General features: G+C 63.7%; 19 protein-coding genes. 2 read left to right on the top strand and 17 right to left on the bottom strand.

Annotated elements, in window-relative coordinates; all coding sequences use genetic code 11:
* Positions 1-441: 441 nt before the first annotated feature.
* Positions 442-1,125, bottom strand: coding sequence for a pyridoxamine 5'-phosphate oxidase family protein (locus CH294_RS17555; protein ID WP_094738654.1), 684 nt, complete (start codon positions 1,123-1,125; stop codon positions 442-444).
* A 94-nt stretch (positions 1,126-1,219) separates the two neighbouring features.
* Between CH294_RS17555 and CH294_RS17550 the strand changes: the two genes are divergently transcribed.
* Complete coding sequence (locus tag CH294_RS17550; protein WP_249305354.1) at positions 1,220-2,620, top strand: PLP-dependent aminotransferase family protein; 1,401 nt, start codon at positions 1,220-1,222, stop codon at positions 2,618-2,620.
* Here CH294_RS17550 and murA read toward each other — a convergent pair.
* Positions 2,613-3,866 (bottom strand): UDP-N-acetylglucosamine 1-carboxyvinyltransferase, encoded by a 1,254-nt coding sequence (gene murA / locus CH294_RS17545; RefSeq protein ID WP_032379489.1) that lies wholly within the window; start codon positions 3,864-3,866, stop codon positions 2,613-2,615. The genes CH294_RS17550 and murA overlap by 8 nt on opposite strands.
* A 54-nt stretch (positions 3,867-3,920) precedes the next feature.
* Between murA and CH294_RS17540 the strand changes: the two genes are divergently transcribed.
* The gene (locus tag CH294_RS17540; RefSeq protein WP_032402866.1) at positions 3,921-4,526 is read left to right on the top strand and encodes a cob(I)yrinic acid a,c-diamide adenosyltransferase; all 606 of its coding nucleotides are present in this window, start codon (positions 3,921-3,923) and stop codon (positions 4,524-4,526) included.
* Here CH294_RS17540 and CH294_RS17535 read toward each other — a convergent pair whose 3' ends face one another.
* The 15 genes from CH294_RS17535 to prfA all read right to left on the bottom strand — a co-directional run bounded on the left by CH294_RS17535 (position 4,527) and on the right by prfA (position 17,868).
* Positions 4,527-4,964, bottom strand: a complete 438-nt coding sequence (locus CH294_RS17535) for a DUF2550 domain-containing protein (protein WP_032378881.1) — start codon at positions 4,962-4,964, stop codon at positions 4,527-4,529.
* A gap of 29 nt (positions 4,965-4,993) precedes the next feature.
* Entirely contained in the window at positions 4,994-5,353 is a 360-nt protein-coding gene (locus tag CH294_RS17530) for a F0F1 ATP synthase subunit epsilon (protein WP_032402867.1), read from the bottom strand.
* Positions 5,354-5,383: 30 nt separating this feature from the next.
* Positions 5,384-6,832 carry a F0F1 ATP synthase subunit beta gene (gene atpD, locus CH294_RS17525; protein WP_027497899.1) on the bottom strand — a complete coding sequence of 483 codons (1,449 nt, stop codon included), beginning with the start codon at positions 6,830-6,832 and terminating at the stop codon, positions 5,384-5,386.
* Positions 6,833-6,835: 3 nt separating this feature from the next.
* Positions 6,836-7,807, bottom strand: coding sequence for a F0F1 ATP synthase subunit gamma (locus CH294_RS17520; RefSeq protein WP_032373970.1), 972 nt, complete (start codon positions 7,805-7,807; stop codon positions 6,836-6,838).
* A gap of 52 nt (positions 7,808-7,859) precedes the next feature.
* Complete coding sequence (atpA, locus tag CH294_RS17515; RefSeq protein ID WP_032378884.1) at positions 7,860-9,503, bottom strand: F0F1 ATP synthase subunit alpha; 1,644 nt, start codon at positions 9,501-9,503, stop codon at positions 7,860-7,862.
* 88 nt (positions 9,504-9,591) lie between these two features.
* The gene (locus CH294_RS17510; RefSeq protein WP_094738653.1) at positions 9,592-10,419 is read right to left on the bottom strand and encodes a F0F1 ATP synthase subunit delta; all 828 of its coding nucleotides are present in this window, start codon (positions 10,417-10,419) and stop codon (positions 9,592-9,594) included.
* An 8-nt stretch (positions 10,420-10,427) separates the two neighbouring features.
* Positions 10,428-10,997, bottom strand: coding sequence for a F0F1 ATP synthase subunit B (locus CH294_RS17505; RefSeq protein WP_032378886.1), 570 nt, complete (start codon positions 10,995-10,997; stop codon positions 10,428-10,430).
* 7 nt (positions 10,998-11,004) lie between these two features.
* The gene (locus tag CH294_RS17500; protein WP_027497904.1) at positions 11,005-11,244 is read right to left on the bottom strand and encodes an ATP synthase F0 subunit C; all 240 of its coding nucleotides are present in this window, start codon (positions 11,242-11,244) and stop codon (positions 11,005-11,007) included.
* A 78-nt stretch (positions 11,245-11,322) separates the two neighbouring features.
* Positions 11,323-12,099, bottom strand: a complete 777-nt coding sequence (gene atpB, locus CH294_RS17495; RefSeq protein WP_170944769.1) for a F0F1 ATP synthase subunit A — start codon at positions 12,097-12,099, stop codon at positions 11,323-11,325.
* A 390-nt stretch (positions 12,100-12,489) separates the two neighbouring features.
* A complete protein-coding gene (locus tag CH294_RS17485) occupies positions 12,490-12,921 on the bottom strand; it encodes a hypothetical protein (RefSeq protein WP_052058746.1) in 432 nt (143 codons plus the stop codon).
* A gap of 66 nt (positions 12,922-12,987) precedes the next feature.
* A complete protein-coding gene (locus tag CH294_RS17480; protein WP_032378889.1) occupies positions 12,988-14,199 on the bottom strand; it encodes an MraY family glycosyltransferase in 1,212 nt (403 codons plus the stop codon).
* Positions 14,200-14,217: 18 nt separating this feature from the next.
* Complete coding sequence (locus tag CH294_RS17475; RefSeq protein ID WP_032402941.1) at positions 14,218-14,880, bottom strand: L-threonylcarbamoyladenylate synthase; 663 nt, start codon at positions 14,878-14,880, stop codon at positions 14,218-14,220.
* 55 nt (positions 14,881-14,935) lie between these two features.
* On the bottom strand, positions 14,936-15,820 hold the full coding sequence (gene prmC / locus CH294_RS17470) for a peptide chain release factor N(5)-glutamine methyltransferase (RefSeq protein ID WP_052058751.1): 885 nt from the start codon (positions 15,818-15,820) through the stop codon (positions 14,936-14,938).
* A gap of 34 nt (positions 15,821-15,854) precedes the next feature.
* Positions 15,855-16,685, bottom strand: coding sequence for an SHOCT domain-containing protein (locus tag CH294_RS17465; RefSeq protein WP_094738652.1), 831 nt, complete (start codon positions 16,683-16,685; stop codon positions 15,855-15,857).
* A gap of 106 nt (positions 16,686-16,791) precedes the next feature.
* Complete coding sequence (gene prfA, locus CH294_RS17460) at positions 16,792-17,868, bottom strand: peptide chain release factor 1 (protein WP_032402870.1); 1,077 nt, start codon at positions 17,866-17,868, stop codon at positions 16,792-16,794.
* Between the last annotated feature and the right edge of the window lie 27 nt (positions 17,869-17,895).

Below are 17,895 nucleotides of genomic sequence, written 5' to 3'. Positions count from 1 at the left end.
ACAAGCGGATGGCTGATACATCGAATGCTTTCACCAAACAAAAATTCGGCACTGACATTCATCGACACACTGTTGAGTTCTCAAAGAACACGCACACACTCGAACCCCACGAACACACAGTCCGAAGGCCTCAAGGGCAACTGTTCCAGCCTATCCCAGCTTGGTCTCGGACACAAGGCCCGACTCTTGGGGGATAAAACCTGCCGAGCCACACGTCCAACCTCGTTCACCCTGTCCGTGAAGACCGGGTCGGTGTCCGTCGCTCTGACTCGACAAAAGTTACGCCACCAACCCCACGCGTGCAAATCCGCTGGTGAATCGAGACGTTGCGGGCATCTGCGCAGGTCCGAGCCCACACGCGCTCCACCCTGCTCGGTACGGCCGGCAAATCTTGTCGTGTGACGCCCACCATATTTGCAGGAAATGCCGGTAATACGAGTTTCAGGGCCGAGACAACGCGAAGACATGATCGGGTAGCGCAAGGTGTGGTTCCAGGTCGTCGGCACGTACTGCACGCCCGACGCTTTCACCGATGGGAACTACACCCGCCCACACTCCCCCGGCGGCAATGTCGGAGTCGTCGTCGACCGGTCCGCCGGCACGCGCCTTCACCGAAGCCTCGTACAGCGGCAGCGCCAGCACACTGGTCGCTGCAAGTTCTTTCCTCGTATGCGCACGCAGGTGTGCACTTCTACCGGGAACGACCTGATCGACTATTGCGTCCAAAGCGCGAATTCGCTCCTGTTCGTCCTCCACTCGACGCGGCAGCCCAACCACGACCGCACTTCGATAGTTCATCGAGTGATGGAACGCGGATCGAGCCAGGACCAGCCCGTCGACGACGGTGACCGTCACGCAGATGTCCTGCGCCGGAGCCTCGATCAGGCTGCGAGAGGCGACCGAGCCGTGCAGGTACAGAGTTCCAGCCCTGTCCGGGCCGTCCGGATCCACACCGAACACGGTCGGAAGCACACGCGGCACGTTGTCCACCACTACGCCCAGATGGCAGAGCCGAGCCGAGCCGAGAACGTCCAGCAGTGCCGATCGCTCAGCTCGAGCGCGCTGCCGACCACGGATCACCGTGGTTCTGGGCGTCGGGGACAGGAGGGCCTCGTCAGTTGTCATGACTACAGGATTCCGCTCGGTTGGCTCACTGTCATGGTCCAATAGATCGAAACTTTGCTAGGCCACTTACCTCCCTGGACAGGTGTGACACAGGATGACCTTGCCGCCGAATTCGCTGTCGATCGCTGTCGATCGCGCCGACCGTCGTACGTTGCCCGTTCAGGTAGCCGACGGTATCCGCGCGGCCATCGATCGCGGTGAGCTTGGGCCCGGTGCCCGATTGCCCAGTACCAGAGCGCTTTCCGCCGAAGTGGGCTTGGCTCGCGCGGTGGTGGAGAAGGCGTACGAGCAACTCGTGGCCGAGGGATGGCTCGACGCACGTCGCGGATCCGGTAATTACGTCCGAGATGTTCCGCATGCCGTTCGATCGCACCGAAGCCCGCGCCGAGCCCAAGACCCACCGGTTGCTCAGCGCATTTCACTCCGACCCGGAATACCGTGGACTCCTCCTCGCGCGTCCCAAGCGTGGAAGCGGGCCTGGCGAGATGTCGGCGCATCGCCCCCGCCCGGCGACTACCCCGATCCGGCAGGTTTGCTCGACTTGAGAACACGTATCGCGGATCTGCTGGGCCGTGCACGCGGACTGCACACCACCGCGGATTCGATCGTCGTGACCACGGGAAGCATTCACGGTCTCGACCTGATACTGGGTGCCCTCTCAGCGAACGTAGGTGTCGAACATGTTCTCGCACTGGAGAATCCGGGATATCGATCTGCCGCCGCCCTCGCGACGCACCGCAGGTGGTCCGTTCACGATGTCCCCGTCGACCGTGAAGGCCTTGTGGTCGAAGAACTCGAATCTGCACCCCCGAGGACCCCTGCCGTCTATGTCACCCCCTCACACCAATACCCCACCGGCGGGCTCATGCCCATCGGTCGCAGGCGCGCACTGGCGGACTGGGCACGGAGTACCGGATCGACCATCATCGAAGACGACTACGATTCCGAATTCCGTTACGGCATAGCGCCTTTGCCTACAGTCACCGAGCTCGTTCCGGACCGCGCAGTCTACTTGGGAACCGTATCGAAGACGTTGGGTGCCGGGGTGCGACTCGGATGGATGGTGGCTCCCCCGTCGATGGTCGAGCGCATCACCGAAACACGTCGCGCAATCGGCGACTACCCATCGGTTCCCATCCAGCACGCCATGAGCTCACTGCTACGCGACGGCGAATGGGACCGATCCGTACGCACCGCGCGTCGGATCTATCGGGCACGTGACCGCGTCGTGGCCGCCGCGCTCTCTCGATTCGGCGAGCTTCGGGGTGTCGGTGCCGGGCTGCATACAGTTCTCGTGCTCGACACCGAGGTGGCGCGCGACGTCGCTGCCGACTGCGCAGCGAACGGGATCGACCTGCCCACCCTCGAGCACTCGACGCGGTCGCCGACCACAGAGGGTGGGATCGTCGTCGGCTACGGCTCGGTAGCGGACGATCGATTCGATCGCGCCCTGCGTGTGCTGGTCGACGCCCTCGACAAGAGACTGATCAGCTGACCCGCTCGATGCTCCCTCCGAGAGCAGTCAGATTTTCCACGAATCGTGGATAGCCCCTGTCGATGTGGTACACGTCGTGTACCTCGGTCGTTCCGTCGGCTACCAGACCGGCAAGCACCAGCCCGGCCCCGGCCCGAATGTCGGACGACCACACCGGTGCACTGGACAGCTGCGGCACACCGCGCACCACGGCATGGTGGCCATCGGTACGAGCGTCAGCGCCCAGTCGGATCATTTCCTCGACGAACCGGAAGCGCGCCTCGAACACGTTCTCGGTGATCATCGACGTCCCGTCGGCGACGGTCGCAAGCCCGATTGCCATTGGCTGAAGATCCGTCGGAAACCCGGGGTACGGCAACGTCGCGAAGTTCACCGCTCGTGGCCGTTCGCGCTGAACGACGCGAAAGCCGTCCGGCTCGCTGGTCACCTCGGCACCGGCAGACCGCAGTTTGTCCAACACGAGCGACAGGTGCTTGGGGTTGACCCCCCGCACTCGGACATCCCCTCGGGTCATAGCAGCGGCAATCCCCCACGTAGCAGCCACGATCCGATCGCCGATGACCCGATGAGTGGTCGGCTTCAGCGCGCTGACTCCGCGAATGGTGAGTGTCGACGTGCCGGCGCCCCGGACGTCGGCACCCATCTCGTTGAGCATGTTGCACACATCGACGATGTCCGGTTCGCGTGCCGCGTTGTCGATCACGGTCTCACCGGTGGCGAGCACTGCCGCCATCAAGATGTTCTCGGTCGCTCCTACGGACGGGAAAGCCAACCGGATATTCGCGCCGCGCAACTCATCGGCTTCGGCGACGACGCATCCGTGCTGAATTTCGCTGCGTGCTCCCAGCAGCTGCAGGCCGGACTGGTGCATGTCGAGGGGTCGTGAACCGATGGCGTCACCACCCGGCAGGGCTACGACAGCCCTTTTACATCGCGCTACCAGCGGGCCCAACACGCACACCGACGCTCGGAACTGACGGACGGCCGCAAAATCGGCGTGATACTTGGGCATGGCCGGGGTGGTGATGTGAACGACCGAACCCTCGAGGTCGACCTCACAGCCGAGCCCACGCAGCACCTCTGCCATCAACGGCACATCCAGGATGTCGGGGCAATTGGTGATCGTGCTGGTGCCTTCGGCAAGCAGCGCGGCAGCCATCAGTTTGAGGACGCTGTTTTTCGCGCCGCCGACCGCCACCTCACCGACGAGGCGGTTACCACCGTTGACCAAGAAACGTTCGCTCACTTCGACAGCGTAGCCAGCGGCACCGACCGACACCCGCGCGGTACCGTAGCCGGCATGGCCGTCCATCTCACCCGTATTTACACCAGAACCGGCGACGACGGGACCACTGGACTGAGCGACTTCTCCCGGGTCTCCAAGAACGACGAACGCCTGATTGCGTACGCGGACTGCGACGAGACCAATGCGAGCCTCGGAGTGGTTCTGGCACTGGGCAACCCGTCCGAATCTGTGCATGCGGTCATCCGAACCATCCAGAGCGACCTGTTCGACGCCGGGGCCGACCTCTCGACGCCCGTCGTCGACGATCCGGAATATCCACCGCTGAGGATCGATCAGAGTTATGTCGACCGCCTCGAGGCCTGGTGCGACGAATTCAACGACGAATTGCCCGCGTTGACGTCGTTCATCCTGCCGGGCGGAACACCATTGGGCGCACTGCTGCACGTGTCGCGAACCGTGGCCCGACGCGCTGAACGATCGGCATGGGCTGCGGTTCATGCAAGCCCGGAGTCGACAAGCGCGCTCCCGGCGAAATACCTCAATCGGCTCTCGGACCTGTTGTTCATTCTGAGTCGGTACGCCAATCCCGAGGGCGACGTTCAGTGGGTACCGGGGTCGAGTCGGACTACCGGAGAATCCGCCGCTACTGACGAGAGCTGATCACGCCGCCGGCCGTCTGCGACGCGAGCGGCCGGACGGTCGGGATTCGACCCAGGACAGAAATGCGGTCAAAGCGCTTCTGTCGAGCGCGATCTCGAAGTTCTTGCCGCTGTCCGTCAATTCCAGAACAGCGATGTCCGGTGTCATGATGTCGAACTCGGTGTCCTGCGGTGCACGCCGATCACCCACGTGAATATCTTGTCTGCCCAGACGGTGATCAGGTCCCGGGCGCAGACTCGACAGCTTGAAGAACACCAGAGTGTTGTCGCCGTACCGAATGATGCCGTGACGCCATCCGCTACCGCCATCGGACGGAAGCACCCTCATGATCGCCGCCGTACCTCCGCGGCGAAGAACCGTCAGACGATACGCAAAAGCCGCGACAAGCCCTGCGAGCAGCACAACCAGAATGATCAGAGCAATCAGTCCGGTGTGCATCGCAGGTCTCGTCGCGGCTTCTCGTGAACCTAGGACCGCTCGACAGCGCGGATACGTCCCTTGGCCACCGCAATGGCCTCGAGGTCGTCGCCGTTCTCTGCCACTACGGACCGTGCCGCTTCCACATCGATGTCGTCGGCGAAATCAGCCGACTCCGCCAGCACGGTCACCGTCTTGCCCGTCACCGACAGAAATCCACCGTGGACGGCGGCGATGATCTTTTCGCCATCGGTCGTCGTGATCGACACCGTGCCCGCCTCGACCAACTGGCCGAGGACAGGCTCGTGGCCCAACATGATGCCGATCTCACCTTCGGTGGTCTGAGCACTGACGATGGTCGCGGTGCCGGACCACAGTTTCTGCTCCACAGCGACCAGAGAGACCTCCATGCCGCTCTTCTCGGAAGAAGTCACGTCGGTCTACTTTCCGGCCATCTTCTTCGCGGCTGCCTCGACATCGTCGAGACCGCCACAGCTGTTGAAGGCCTGCTCGGGAAGGTGGTCGTACTCACCCTTGGTGACCTTGTCGAACGCCTCGATGGTGTCGGAGAGCGACACGACCGAACCGGCCTCACCGGTGAACTTCTCGGCAACGATGAAGTTCTGGCCGAGGAACTTCTGGAGGCGGCGTGCGCGACCGACCAGAACCTTGTCCTCTTCCTGAAGCTCGTCCATACCGAGGATGGCGATGATGTCCTGCAGTTCCTTGTACTTCTGCAGAATCCGCTTGACCTCGTTGGCGACGCGGAAGTGCTCCGCACCGACGATGCCGGGCTCGAGGATGCGGGAGGTGGAGCTCAGCGGGTCCACAGCGGGGTAGATACCCATCTGCGAGATCGGACGTGAGAGCTCGGTCGTCGCATCGAGGTGCGCGAACGTCGTTGCCGGTGCCGGGTCGGTGTAGTCGTCGGCGGGAACGTAGATCGCCTGCAGCGAGGTGATCGAGCGTCCACGGGTCGAGGTGATGCGCTCCTGGAGCTCACCCATCTCGTCCGCCAGCGTGGGCTGGTAGCCCACGGCCGAGGGCATACGACCGAGAAGGGTCGACACCTCCGAACCTGCCTGCGTGAACCGGAAGATGTTGTCGATGAAGAGCAACACGTCCTGACCCTGCACATCGCGGAAGTACTCCGCCATGGTCAGTGCAGACAGAGCGACGCGCATGCGCGTGCCCGGCGGCTCGTCCATCTGGCCGAAGACGAGGGCGGTGTCCTGAAGGACGCCCATTTCTTCCATCTCGAGGTGAAGGTCGGTGCCCTCACGAGTGCGCTCGCCGACGCCTGCGAACACCGAGGTGCCCGAGAACTCACGTGCGATACGGGTGATCATTTCCTGGATCAGCACGGTCTTGCCGACACCGGCGCCACCGAACAGTCCGATCTTGCCGCCCTTGACGTACGGGGTGAGAAGGTCGATGACCTTGATACCGGTCTCGAGGATCTCGGTCTTGCCCTCGAGCTGGTCGAAGGCTGGGGGCTTGCGGTGGATGCCCCACTGCTCGCCGTCGCGGCCGAGTCCGGGGGTGTCCAAGCAGTCACCGAGGGCGTTGAAGACGTGGCCCTTGACGACGTCGCCGACGGGAACCGAGATCGGCTTGCCCGAGTCGACGACAGCGGTGCCGCGGACGAGGCCGTCGGTCGGCTGCATCGAGATGGTGCGAACCAAGTTGTCGCCGAGGTGCTGTGCTACCTCGAGCGTCAGGGTCTTGGCCACGGTCGGCAGAGTGATCTCTGCGTTGAGGGCGTTGAACAGTGCGGGAATCGAGCCGCGCGGGAACTCGACGTCCACAACGGGGCCGATGACCCGAACGACACGGCCGGACTGAGTGTCCGCTCCGCTCGCGTTCTCTTGGGCTACTGCTGCGGTCATTGCTTAGTCACTTCCTGCGCTGTCGGCCAACGCGTTGGCGCCACCGACGATTTCGCTGATTTCCTGGGTGATCTGGGCCTGCCGAGCCTGGTTGGCCTGACGGCTCAGGGTCTCGACCAATTCGTTCGCATTGTCCGTCGCTGCCTTCATGGCAGTACGACGCGCCGCGGACTCCGACGCTGCTGCATCGAGCAACGACGCGTAGATCCTGGTGCTGATGTACTTGGGCAGCAGCGCCGAGAGCAGAGTGCCTGCCTCCGGCTCGAACTCGTACTGTGCCTGCACATCTGCGGTCGGCGAGTCGGTCAATGCGTCCGCACCCATCTCGAATTCCTCGTCTGTGTACGAGATTTCGAGTGGTGCCATCCGGCGAACTTCGGGCTTCTGCGTGAGCATCGACACGAAGCGGGTGTAGACGATGTGCAACTCGTCCACGCCCTCGACGGTGCCTTCACCGTTGGGAGCGTCGACCTCGGTGCCCGAGCCCGCCATGAACAGCTCGACCAGATGCTTACTGGCCTTCGCTGCGTCGGCGTAGCCGGGTTCCTGGGAGAAGCCGGTCCAGGCACCCTTCACGTCCCGCTCGCGGAAGGTGTAGTAGCCCAGGCCTTTTGCGCCGAGCACGTAGATGACCGGATCCTTGCCCTCGGAGCGGAGGAGCTGGAACAGCTCCTCCGATTCCTTGAGGACGTTGGAGTTGTAGCCACCACACATACCGCGGTCACTGGTCACGACCAGAACTGCGGCACGCTTGGGCTCGGGTCGCTCGTTGAGCAACGGGTGATCGAGCGAGCTCGATGCACTGGCCAATGCGGAGAGCACCTTGGTGATCTCTTCCGCGTACGGCTTCGATGCGGCAACGCGGGCCTGCGCCTTGGTGATTCGCGATGTTGCGATCAACTCTTGTGCTTTGGTGATCTTCTTCGTCGAGTTGACCGACTTGATGCGGGAGCGAAGCTCGAGAATGCTTGCCATCTAGCTGTTCACGCTCCCTTCTGTGCTCGTCTTGTCACCTGTCATCGCCGGCCTACTTGCTGACTGTCTTGCGGGTGACGTTGACCTGCTCCTGGCTGACCTCGTCGGCATTCAGAGTGTCTGCCTCGGCCTCGTTGACGACGCGGTTGCCGTCCGAGTCCACGAAGCCCGCCTTGAACTTCTCGGTCGCCTCGGTCAGTGCCTTCTGGTTGTCGTCGTCGAGAGCCTTGCCACCGGCAATGCTGTCGTAGACGCCGCTGGCGTTGCGGTGCAGATCCTCGAGCAGCTCGGTCTCGAAGCGGCGAACGTCGCCGACCGGGACGGAGTCGTACGTGCCCTGTCCGGCGAGCCAGATCGACACGATCTGATCCTCGACGGCGACCGGTGCGTACTGATCCTGCTTGAGCAGTTCCACCAGGCGAGCGCCGCGCTCGAGCTGAGCCTTGGAGGCCGCATCGAGGTCGGAAGCGAACGCGGAGAAGGCTTCGAGCTCACGGAACTGAGCGAGCTCGAGGCGAAGAGATCCGGAGACCTTCTTCATGCCCTTGGTCTGCGCGGCACCGCCGACTCGGGAAACCGAGATACCCACGTTGATAGCGGGACGGACACCCTTGTTGAAGAGGTCCGACTCCAGGAAGACCTGGCCGTCGGTGATGGAGATGACGTTGGTCGGGATGTACGCCGAGACGTCGTTGGCCTTGGTCTCGATGATCGGCAGAGCCGTCAACGATCCGCCACCGAGCTCGTCGGACAGCTTTGCCGAGCGCTCCAGCAGGCGGGAGTGCAAGTAGAAGACGTCACCGGGGTATGCCTCGCGGCCCGGCGGGCGACGCAGCAGCAGTGAGATGGCGCGGTATGCCTCGGCCTGCTTGGTCAGATCGTCGAACACGATGAGGACGTGCTTGCCCTGGTACATCCAGTGCTGGCCGATCGCCGAGCCGGTGTACGGAGCGAGCCACTTGAAGCCGGCCGAATCGGACGCGGGGGCCGCGACGATGGTCGTGTATTCGAGTGCGCCCTGCTCTTCGAGCGCAGCCTTGACGCCTGCGATCGTGGAGCCCTTCTGGCCGATGGCGACGTAGATGCAGCGAACCTGCTTCTTCTCGTCGCCGCTCTCCCAGTTGGCCTTCTGGTTCAGGATCGCGTCGATGCAGACGGCGGTCTTGCCGGTCTTGCGGTCGCCGATGATGAGCTGGCGCTGGCCACGGCCGATCGGGGTCATGGCGTCGATGGCCTTGATACCGGTCTGCAGCGGCTCCTCGACGGGCTGACGCTCGAGCACCGAGGCAGCCTGCAGCTCGAGGGCGCGGGTCTCGGAGGACTCGATGTCGCCGAGGCCGTCGATGGGCTTGCCCAGGGGGTCCACGACGCGGCCGAGGTAGCCGTCGCCCACGGGGACCGACAGCACGTCTCCGGTGCGCTTGACTTCCTGGCCCTCTTCGATGTGCTCGTAGTCACCGAGGATGACGGCACCGATTTCGGTGGCATCCAGGTTCAGCGCGACACCGAGGACTCCGCCGGGGAATTCCAGCAGTTCGTTGGACATCGCCGACGGCAATCCGGACACGTGAGCGATTCCGTCGCTCGTGTCCGTAACCGTGCCGACCTCCTCGCGGGAAGACTCCGGTGAGTAGCTCGCGGTGAAGTTATCGATCGCGCTACGGATCTCGTCGGAGGAGATCGTCAGCTCCGCCATAGTGTTTCCTGCTCTTCCTTCGAATGATCGCGGTATGAAAAGCCTCGAATGCCGAGGCGATTCGTCTCGTTACTGTGTCCGTGTCGGACTATTTGAGCGTCTTTCGCAATGCAGCGAGGCGGCCTGCCCCGCTACCGTCGATGACCTCGTCGCCGATACGAACGACAAGTCCGCTGAGCAGTTCGGTATCGACCTCTACGTGCACCGTGACCTGCTTGCCGTACGTGCGGGTCAAGGTTGCGGTCAGCTTCTCGAGCTGACTGTCGCTCAGTGGGGCTGCGCTGCGTACGTGTGCAACCGCACGGTCACGCTGTTCGGCGGCCAGATCTGCCAGTCCGTTCAGCACGTCCGCGGGGGCCGCCTTGCGGGGACGCGTCACAGCCTGAACTGCGAGCGCCTCGGTGACTGCCGTGACCTTGCCGTAGAGCAGACGACCGAGCAGTTCGCGCTTGGCCTGCGACGGCTTCGAGCGATCCGACAGGGCCTGCTCGAGCTGCGGGTTGCCGGCCACGATGCGTCCCAGTCGGAACAACTCGTCCTCGACCGTGTCCAGCTGATCCTGATCGGCCGCAGCGCGGAGCAGAGCTTCGCGTCCAAGCTCGACAAGAGAGTTCAGCAGGTCACGGGCGTTGGACCAGCTTTCGCCGGCAGCGGCCTTGACGATCGTTGCCGTTGCACTCGACACCTGGCCGGAGAAGACCTCTCCGGCCAGATCGCTTCGCCGAACGCCCTCGACCGACGAGTCGGCAAGAGCGGTACGCAACGTGCGCTGCGCGTCGAGAGTCTCGACGACGGCGAACAACTCGGCACCGGTCTGAGCAGCGATAGCTGTTGCCTCGCCATCCGACGCGGACCCCAGAGCTTCGTGGGCAACCGACCGCGTACGGGCGAGTGACTCACGAGAAGTTGCGTACATGGTTCGACTCACTTTCCGGATGCGGAGTCCGCGGTGACGGAATCCAGCTCGTTGAGGAAGCGATCGATCGAACTGGAACGCTTCGCGTCGTCGGACAGCTGCTCTCCGATGACCTTCTCCGCGAGTTCGACGGCCGTGCGTCCCAGATCTCCACGAAGTTCGGTGACGATCTGCTGACGCTGAGCAACGAGCTGATTGTGGCCTGCGGCCACGATCCGGTCGCTTTCCTCCTGCGCCTTTTCCTTCATCTCGGCAAGAATGGCCTGCCCCTGGGTACGCGCTTCCTCGCGGATCTGCGCGGCCTCGGAACGTGCGTCGGCCAGCTGAGCGTGGTACTGCTCGAGAGCAGCCTTGGCCTCGGCCTGCGCCTGCTCGGCCTTCTTGATTCCGCCTTCGATGAGCTCGGAACGCTCGGCGAGAACCGTCTGGAAACGCGGTACGACGTACTTCCAGAACAGGAAGCCGATGATCACGACACAGACGATCGACCAAACGATGTCGTATGTTGCGGGCAACAGTGGGTTCGGGGATTCCTCCCCTTCAGCCCCTGCTGCGAGCAGCGTTATCGCGTTTGTCATCGCGCTCTCAGAGAATGAAGCCGGCGACGAGGCCGATCAGGGCGAGGGACTCGGTGAATGCAATGCCGAGGAACATCGTCGTACGGAGCTGACCGGCCAGCTCGGGCTGACGAGCGGTGGCTTCCATGTTCTTGGCGACGACGAGGCCGAGGCCGATGCCACCACCGATCGCTGCGAGGCCGTAGCCGATGGCGCCGTATCCGTTGGCGGTGATTTCCTGCGCCTGGGCCAGAACTTCAAGGCTCATTCGGTTTTCCGTTCCCTTTCTTCGGTCCACATCCGGGTATCGGAGGTGGCGGTGTAGCTAGTTCGGTCTGTTGGTCGGTCAGTGCGAGTCGGCGTGCAGCGACAGATCGATGTAGATCGCCGTCAGCAGCGCGAAGATGTACGCCTGCAGGAAGATCACCAGCATCTCGAACATCGTGAACAAGAAGCCCATGATGAGCGAGGGTGCGGCGAAGATCTTCAGGCCCGCGGAGGCCTCGAAGAGGAAGAACTGCGTGGCGCTGAAGAACAGCACGAGCATGATGTGGCCGGCGAGCATGTTGGCCAGCAGACGCACGGTCAACGTGAACGGTCGGAGCACGAAGTTCGAGATGAACTCGAGCGGGATCAGCAGCACGTGCATGGCCGGCGGGATGCCGGGGATGACGATCGTGCCCTTGACGAACTTGCCGACGCCGAACTTCTTCACACCGGCGTAGACGAACGCGATGTACGCGACCGCGGCCAGCACGATGGGCAGCCCGATCCTGGCGTTGGACGAGATGTTCAGGAACGGAATGACCGCACTGGCGTTCACCGCCAGCACCGTGAAGAAGATCGTCATGATGACGGGCAGGAAGCGACGTCCCTGTTCCTTGCCGAGCACGTCCTCCGCGACGTGGATCCGAACGAAGTCGAGAGCGATCTCGGCAACGTTCTGAATTCCGCGAGGCACGATCTTGGGGCTGCGCAGAGCGATCAGCATGAACACGATCAACAGCGCCGACATCAGGATGCGGATGAGCATCAGTCGGTCGAGCTCGAACGGGGTTCCCTCGAACAGCACCGCGGGAGGAAAGAAATCGGATAGTGACGGCGGATGGAACTCCGCAGCCAGGTTGGTGACGCTCAGCGGTCTCTCCCGTGTTCGGGCCGCAGCCGGGTGACGACTGCGGTTCGATCGGACAATGACGATCTATCAAGTCGACGAAAATCGGCTCGCAATCGTCAGAGGCTGAGGCCCGGTCTTCATCGGCCAAGCGTCTGTCGGGTGTCGGCGACTCACGTCGACTCGGCAACTCTCAGGGCGGAACCTTACGTTGCCGAAGTCGGTGACTCCGGGCCTACTGTAAGGAAGCTCACGCTGACTGCTACCTGCGGGGGTCCAGTCCGGGGAAAAAGTCTCTTTTGTCCCGGTCTTGCCCGCCGCTTGATGCAAACTTTATCAACAGAACTACGACGTTGTGTAGGCGGGCCTCAGCTTAACCGATTACGACAGCTTGTCGTACTACCGGTTGTCGGTGTGGTCGGCGGCCGGAACACTGTCGACGTAGGCGACTTTGGTCTTGACGACCCCGAATACCTCGGCCCCGAGCACGACCACCAGCGCCCCCAGGATCGTCAGCCCCAACGAGTAGCGGTTGTAGAACTCGGCATCCTTGAGCGCAACCAGCACGATCAGCGCGATGACCATCTTCACCAACCAGCCGCCGAGCAACAGCGCCCCGACGGCCGAGGCCGGAAAACGTGTGGTGAGAGCAACCGACAGCGCCGTCGTGATGACAAAACCTCCGCCGATGGCGACACCGATCAGTGATCCCCACAGGCCGGGCGTGCCGGCCGCGGCCACCGAGACCCCGATGCTCACCACCGTCAGCACCACCAAGCCGATCAGTCCGTACCGGACGGCGGCGCGAAGCGGCGCGAATTGGTCGGGCATGGGCTGCGGAGTGAAGGTCACAGTTGTCGAGAGTAACCGGGGCACGACGGGAAACAGAGGACGGGATCAGCTGCCTCGTCGTGCGCTTCGACGCACCGGTCCACGCGATCGATCCACCCGCAAGGTAGGGACAGCGGTGACCACCAGCGCAAACACCAGACCGGCAGCGACCAGAAGCACCACGATCCGCCGATCGAGCAGGGAAGATCCGACCGCCCCGAAGGCGAGCACACCGACCCACAGGTAGATCACCAGCACCACCCGTCGATGCGAGTGACCGATTTGCAGAAGTCGATGATGCAAATGCATCTTGTCCGGACTGAACGGGCTTCGTCCGGCCCTCGTGCGACGGATGACGGCCAGCAACAGATCGAGTATCGGGATGAGCATCACGGCACCGACCAACAGAAGTGGCGACAACAGGCCCAGCAGATCGCGCGGACCATAAGCCGTCAACGGGATCCGCCCCGAGGCACTGGTCGAGATCGTGGCCAGCGTCAGCCCGATGAGCATGGAGCCCGAATCACCCATGAAGATGCGCGCGGGTTGGAAGTTGTGCGGCAGAAATCCCAGGCATGCACCGGCCAGCGCGGCAGCGATCAGCGCCGGCGGGTAGACGCCGACATCGCCGCCCTGCTCCTGCAACAGCCCCACCGAGAAGATGCAGATCGCCACCGAGGAAATGAGCCCGAGACCGGCGGCCAACCCATCGAGACCGTCGACGAAATTCATGGCATTGACGATCACGACGGTGATCAGAACCGTCACGAGTCCGGCTTGCAGTTGATCGAGAACCAGGGTGCTGCCCGGCTGACCGGGTTCGCCTCCCCAGGGCTGATACAGCACGACCCAGCTGACACCCATGATCACCAGCACGCCTGCTGCCGTCACCTGCCCGACGAACTTGGTCAGGGCATCCAGGCCCCAGCGGTCGTCGATGACACCGACCAGCACGATCACGAACCCGGCAACAAGCGCGGCCGGTATGTCGCGGTTGTATGCCACGTCGAAACCCCGGGCCAGGGCCGGCAGCTGCGACGCGAACAGCAGGGCGGCGAGCATGCCCACGTAGATGCCCACTCCCCCGAGCCTCGGCGTGGCCTGCACGTGGACGTCACGATCGCGGGGAATGGCAACCGCACCGAACTTGATCGCCGCCACTCGTACTCCACCGGTGGCGAAAAACGTGACGACGGCAGCAGTGAGAAAGACCAGCAGTAGCTCCCGAATGGGAACGCCTGCCCCCAGATTCGACTGAGCCAGCAACTCGACGCTCATGCGGCACGGACGGGCATGTCAGGACGCTCCCGGGACCAGGCTTTCGGCGGTGACACCGAGAACCTCGGCAATCTTCTCGGTGGGAATGGCACCGACCCGCAGAATTCGTGCGCGGTCGCTCGTCAGATCCACGATGGTCGACGCCACCGCGTGATCTGCCGGTCCCCCGTCGAGATAGACCGCCGCCGACCCACCCAGCTGCTCCTGTGCCTCTGTCACCGTGGTGGCAGGCGGGCTTCCCGAGATGTTGGCACTGGACACCGCGAGCGGGCCGACCTCGCGCAACAACTCGAGCGCGACCGGATGCAGCGGCATACGCAACATGACCGTGCCCTGGGCATCGCCCAGATCCCAGGCCAGCGACGGCGCCTGCTGGACGACGATGCTCAACGCGCCGGGCCAGAACGCGCGAATCAGATCTCGGGTGCGCGGCCGGACACTCTGGACCAACCCGTCGATGGTGTTCCACGAGCCGACGAGCACGGGCACGGGCATATCGCGTCCCCTGCCCTTGGCGCGCAGCAGATCTGTGACTGCGCTGCCGTCGAACGCATCGGCGGCGATCCCGTACAGGGTGTCGGTGGGCATCACCACGAGTCGGCCGGACTTGAGGGCACCGCGGGCCGCGGTCAATCCCGCAGCGCGCGCATCGGCTTCACTGCAGTCGTAAACGGTACTCACGGTGCCCATCCTTCCACTGGCGGTAACGAAGTGATGTCAGGTGCCGCTCCCGCCGTCAGGCAGAGGCAGGGTGCGCCCGTGTGGCGACGACGAACCTGGGTCTTCCTGCCAGGTCAGGATGCGCGATGACCTCGGTGAACACCCGTCTCCGGGACAGCAGAGCCGCCACCTCGTCGCCATTGGAGTCGTCGTGTTCGATCGCGACGCCGCCGCCGACTCGAAGCCAACGGGCGATGTTGCCGACCATCGGCTCGATCACCGACAGTCCGTCGGCGCCGCCGAAAAGTGCCATGTGCGGATCGTGATCGATCACTTCGGGATCGAGTTGTGCGCCTTCCGGGACGTAGGGCGGGTTCGCGACGATCATGTCGACCGTGCCGTCGAGTTCGATCAACACATCGCGTGCCGTGACGTCGCCGTGGTGCAGGGTGATCGGGGTATCACCCTCACCGCTGCGCAGATCGGCATTACGCCTCGCCCACGCCAAGGCCGACGGATCCAGCTCGACGGCATGCACGACGGCGTCCGGCCGAGCGTTGGCGATCGCCAGCGCCAGCGCACCCGAACCCGTGCAGAGGTCGAGAATCACAGGCGGATGGCGGTCCACATTTTCGAGGAACGCGAGAGCCCAGGCCAACAGCAGCTCGGTCTCCGGACGCGGCACGAAGACACCCGGGCCCACTTCGACGTCGATGTTGCCCAGCGACGTCTTACCCGTGATGTATTGCAGCGGAATACGTTTCGCGCGCTGCTCGATGGTCCGGAAGTACGCCTCGACGAGCTCGGGTTCGACGAGGGGAACAAGACCGAGACGGCCACGTTCCACACCGACGAGGTGCGCGGCAAGGAGTTCTGCATCGACACGTGGACTCGGCACACCGGCCGCCTCCAGCATCGATGTTGCTTCGAGGATGGCTAGGCGTAGCGGCTTGCGGCTCACCCGTTCAGACTGCCACGAGGCTCCGACCACTCACTCACACGCGTCCCAGTAACTCCGACTTCTTGGAGAAGAACTCGTCGTCGGTGAGGAAGCCCTTCGCGTGCAATCCGGCGAGAGCCTCGATCGCAGCGGTGATCTCGGAGATGTCGACGCCGACCTGGTTACCCCCGGACCCGGACTGGTTCGAGGCCTGCGGAGCCGAAGACTGCTGTGACGAGGACTGCTGTGACGAGGACTGTTGCGGGTAGGCCTGCGGTGCGGACTGGTTCTGCGAGTTCGCTCCGCTCGATTGCTGGTCCACTCGAGGCAGACTTCCTGCACTGAACGTGCCGTACTGGCTGGTGAATTCCAGCGACCCCGGTCCACCGCCCTGCTGTTGCTGCACTCCCCCGATGGAGTGGTCCAGCGTGTCGTACACGGCCAGTTCGCCGCCCACGAGCACCGCGAGACGTCGAGAGCCCGGGAACACCGCGTACTGCGACCCGTTCTGGCCGCCGCTCGAACTCGGTGAACCCAGATCCGATGGCCACCACGAACCGGACCCGAACGAGTTGCCACCGAACGAACCACCCGCGGCCTCCCGCGGTGGATACACCTGATGCTGCGACAGCACCGCAGACAGATCACGACACAGGCCGTCGACCCGGCTCTTGAGCCCGTGATCGAACATGTTGCCCACCATGGTCATTCCGCCGCGCATCCACTGTCCGCTACCACCGAGCTCGGGAATGTTGAATTGCGCCATGGAGCCGCGGCCGTTGTTGACGGCGTCGAGCATGGTGCGGACCGCGTCGGTCGAGATGCCGTAGCGAGACGACAGTTCGGTGACGGCGTTCTCGCCTGCGGGTGTCAGGGCCTGGTTCATTCTGCTGTGCCTCTCGGGGCTCTCGTGCGGGGTCGAACCTGGAAGCAAGGGTATCGCACCGAGCGATGGACCGGCCGATCGAAATCTGAAAAGCTTTGTGCCCCAACTACTCTGCTTGCATACGAGCGTCGCGGTCCGCCTTGGCCAGCGCGTCGAGCAACGCATCCATCTCGCCGTCGAGCAGGGCGTCGAGGTTGTGCGCCTTGAAGCCGATGCGGTGATCGGTGATGCGGTTCTCGGGGTAGTTGTAGGTTCTGATCCGCTCCGAGCGGTCGACGGTACGCACCTGGCTGGCTCGTCCGGCCGAGGCCTCTTCGTTGGCGGCTTCCTCTGCGGCCGCCTGGAGGCGAGCTGCGAGAACCTGCATCGCGCGTGCCTTGTTCTGCAGCTGCGAACGCTCGTTCTGGCAGGTCACCACGATGCCGGTCGGAAGGTGTGTGAGCCGAACCGCGGAGTCGGTGGTGTTGACGCCCTGGCCGCCCTTGCCGGACGAGCGGTAGACGTCGATACGCAGATCGGTTTCGTCGATCTGGACTTCTTCGACCTCGTCGGGTTCTGGATAGACCAGGATCCCGGCCGCGGAAGTATGTACGCGTCCCTGAGATTCGGTGACCGGCACTCGCTGCACCCGGTGCACGCCACCCTCGAACTTCAGGCGCGCCCACACGCCGTCGAGCGGGTCCTTGGTCTTGATCGACAGGGTCGCGTCCTTGTATCCACCCAGGTCGGAGACGTTCGCGTCGAGTACCTCCACCCGCCACCCACGGCGTTCTGCGTAGCGCACGTACATCCGCGCGAGATCGGCTGCGAAGAGCGCCGATTCCTCGCCGCCCTCACCCGACTTGACCTCCATCACGATGTCGTCGCCGTCGTGCGGGTCGCGTGGCGCGAGCAGGTCGGTGAGGGTCTGCTCCAGCTGCAGCACCGTCGCCTCGAGCTCGGGGATCTCGGCGGCGAACGACGAATCGTCGGCAGCGAGCTCACGTGCGGCTTCGAGATCGTCCTGAGCGGCGGTCAACTTGGTGTGCGCAGACATGATCGGTGCCAGTTCGGCGAACCTCTTGCCTGCTCTGCGTGCCGCCGACGGGTCGTTGTGCAGCGCTGGGTCGGCGAGTTGCTGCTCGAGCCCGGAGTGTTCGGCAAGGATGTCGTCGATGGCCGAAGGCTTCACTGTTCTCGCCATGGGGATGACTCACTCTCGAACGCGGGT

Origin of the sequence: Rhodococcus sp. 14-2483-1-1 (assembly GCF_002259335.1) — a bacterium.
Classification (GTDB): Bacteria; Actinomycetota; Actinomycetes; order Mycobacteriales; family Mycobacteriaceae; genus Rhodococcoides.
Note: the sequence above shows the minus strand (reverse complement) of the source record. Positions and strands in the feature narration are given on the sequence as shown.

Bases quoted from the DNA above. Each gene is read 5' to 3' on its own strand.
- atpD (WP_027497899.1), bottom strand. From the start codon at position 6,832: ATGACCGCAGCAGTAGCCCAAGAGAACGCGAGCGGAGCGGACACTCAG.
- prfA (WP_032402870.1), bottom strand. From the start codon at position 17,868: ATGGCGAGAACAGTGAAGCCTTCGGCCATCGACGACATCCTTGCCGAA.
- atpA (WP_032378884.1), bottom strand. From the start codon at position 9,503: ATGGCGGAGCTGACGATCTCCTCCGACGAGATCCGTAGCGCGATCGAT.
- CH294_RS17480 (WP_032378889.1), bottom strand. From the start codon at position 14,199: ATGAGCGTCGAGTTGCTGGCTCAGTCGAATCTGGGGGCAGGCGTTCCC.
- CH294_RS17485 (WP_052058746.1), bottom strand. From the start codon at position 12,921: ATGCCCGACCAATTCGCGCCGCTTCGCGCCGCCGTCCGGTACGGACTG.
- CH294_RS17465 (WP_094738652.1), bottom strand. From the start codon at position 16,685: ATGAACCAGGCCCTGACACCCGCAGGCGAGAACGCCGTCACCGAACTG.
- CH294_RS17535 (WP_032378881.1), bottom strand. From the start codon at position 4,964: ATGCACACCGGACTGATTGCTCTGATCATTCTGGTTGTGCTGCTCGCA.
- CH294_RS17530 (WP_032402867.1), bottom strand. From the start codon at position 5,353: ATGGAGGTCTCTCTGGTCGCTGTGGAGCAGAAACTGTGGTCCGGCACC.
- CH294_RS17555 (WP_094738654.1), bottom strand. From the start codon at position 1,125: ATGACAACTGACGAGGCCCTCCTGTCCCCGACGCCCAGAACCACGGTG.
- CH294_RS17505 (WP_032378886.1), bottom strand. From the start codon at position 10,997: ATGACAAACGCGATAACGCTGCTCGCAGCAGGGGCTGAAGGGGAGGAA.
- CH294_RS17540 (WP_032402866.1), top strand. From the start codon at position 3,921: ATGGCCGTCCATCTCACCCGTATTTACACCAGAACCGGCGACGACGGG.
- CH294_RS17520 (WP_032373970.1), bottom strand. From the start codon at position 7,807: ATGGCAAGCATTCTCGAGCTTCGCTCCCGCATCAAGTCGGTCAACTCG.
- CH294_RS17550 (WP_249305354.1), top strand. From the start codon at position 1,220: ATGACCTTGCCGCCGAATTCGCTGTCGATCGCTGTCGATCGCGCCGAC.
- CH294_RS17510 (WP_094738653.1), bottom strand. From the start codon at position 10,419: ATGTACGCAACTTCTCGTGAGTCACTCGCCCGTACGCGGTCGGTTGCC.
- CH294_RS17500 (WP_027497904.1), bottom strand. From the start codon at position 11,244: ATGAGCCTTGAAGTTCTGGCCCAGGCGCAGGAAATCACCGCCAACGGA.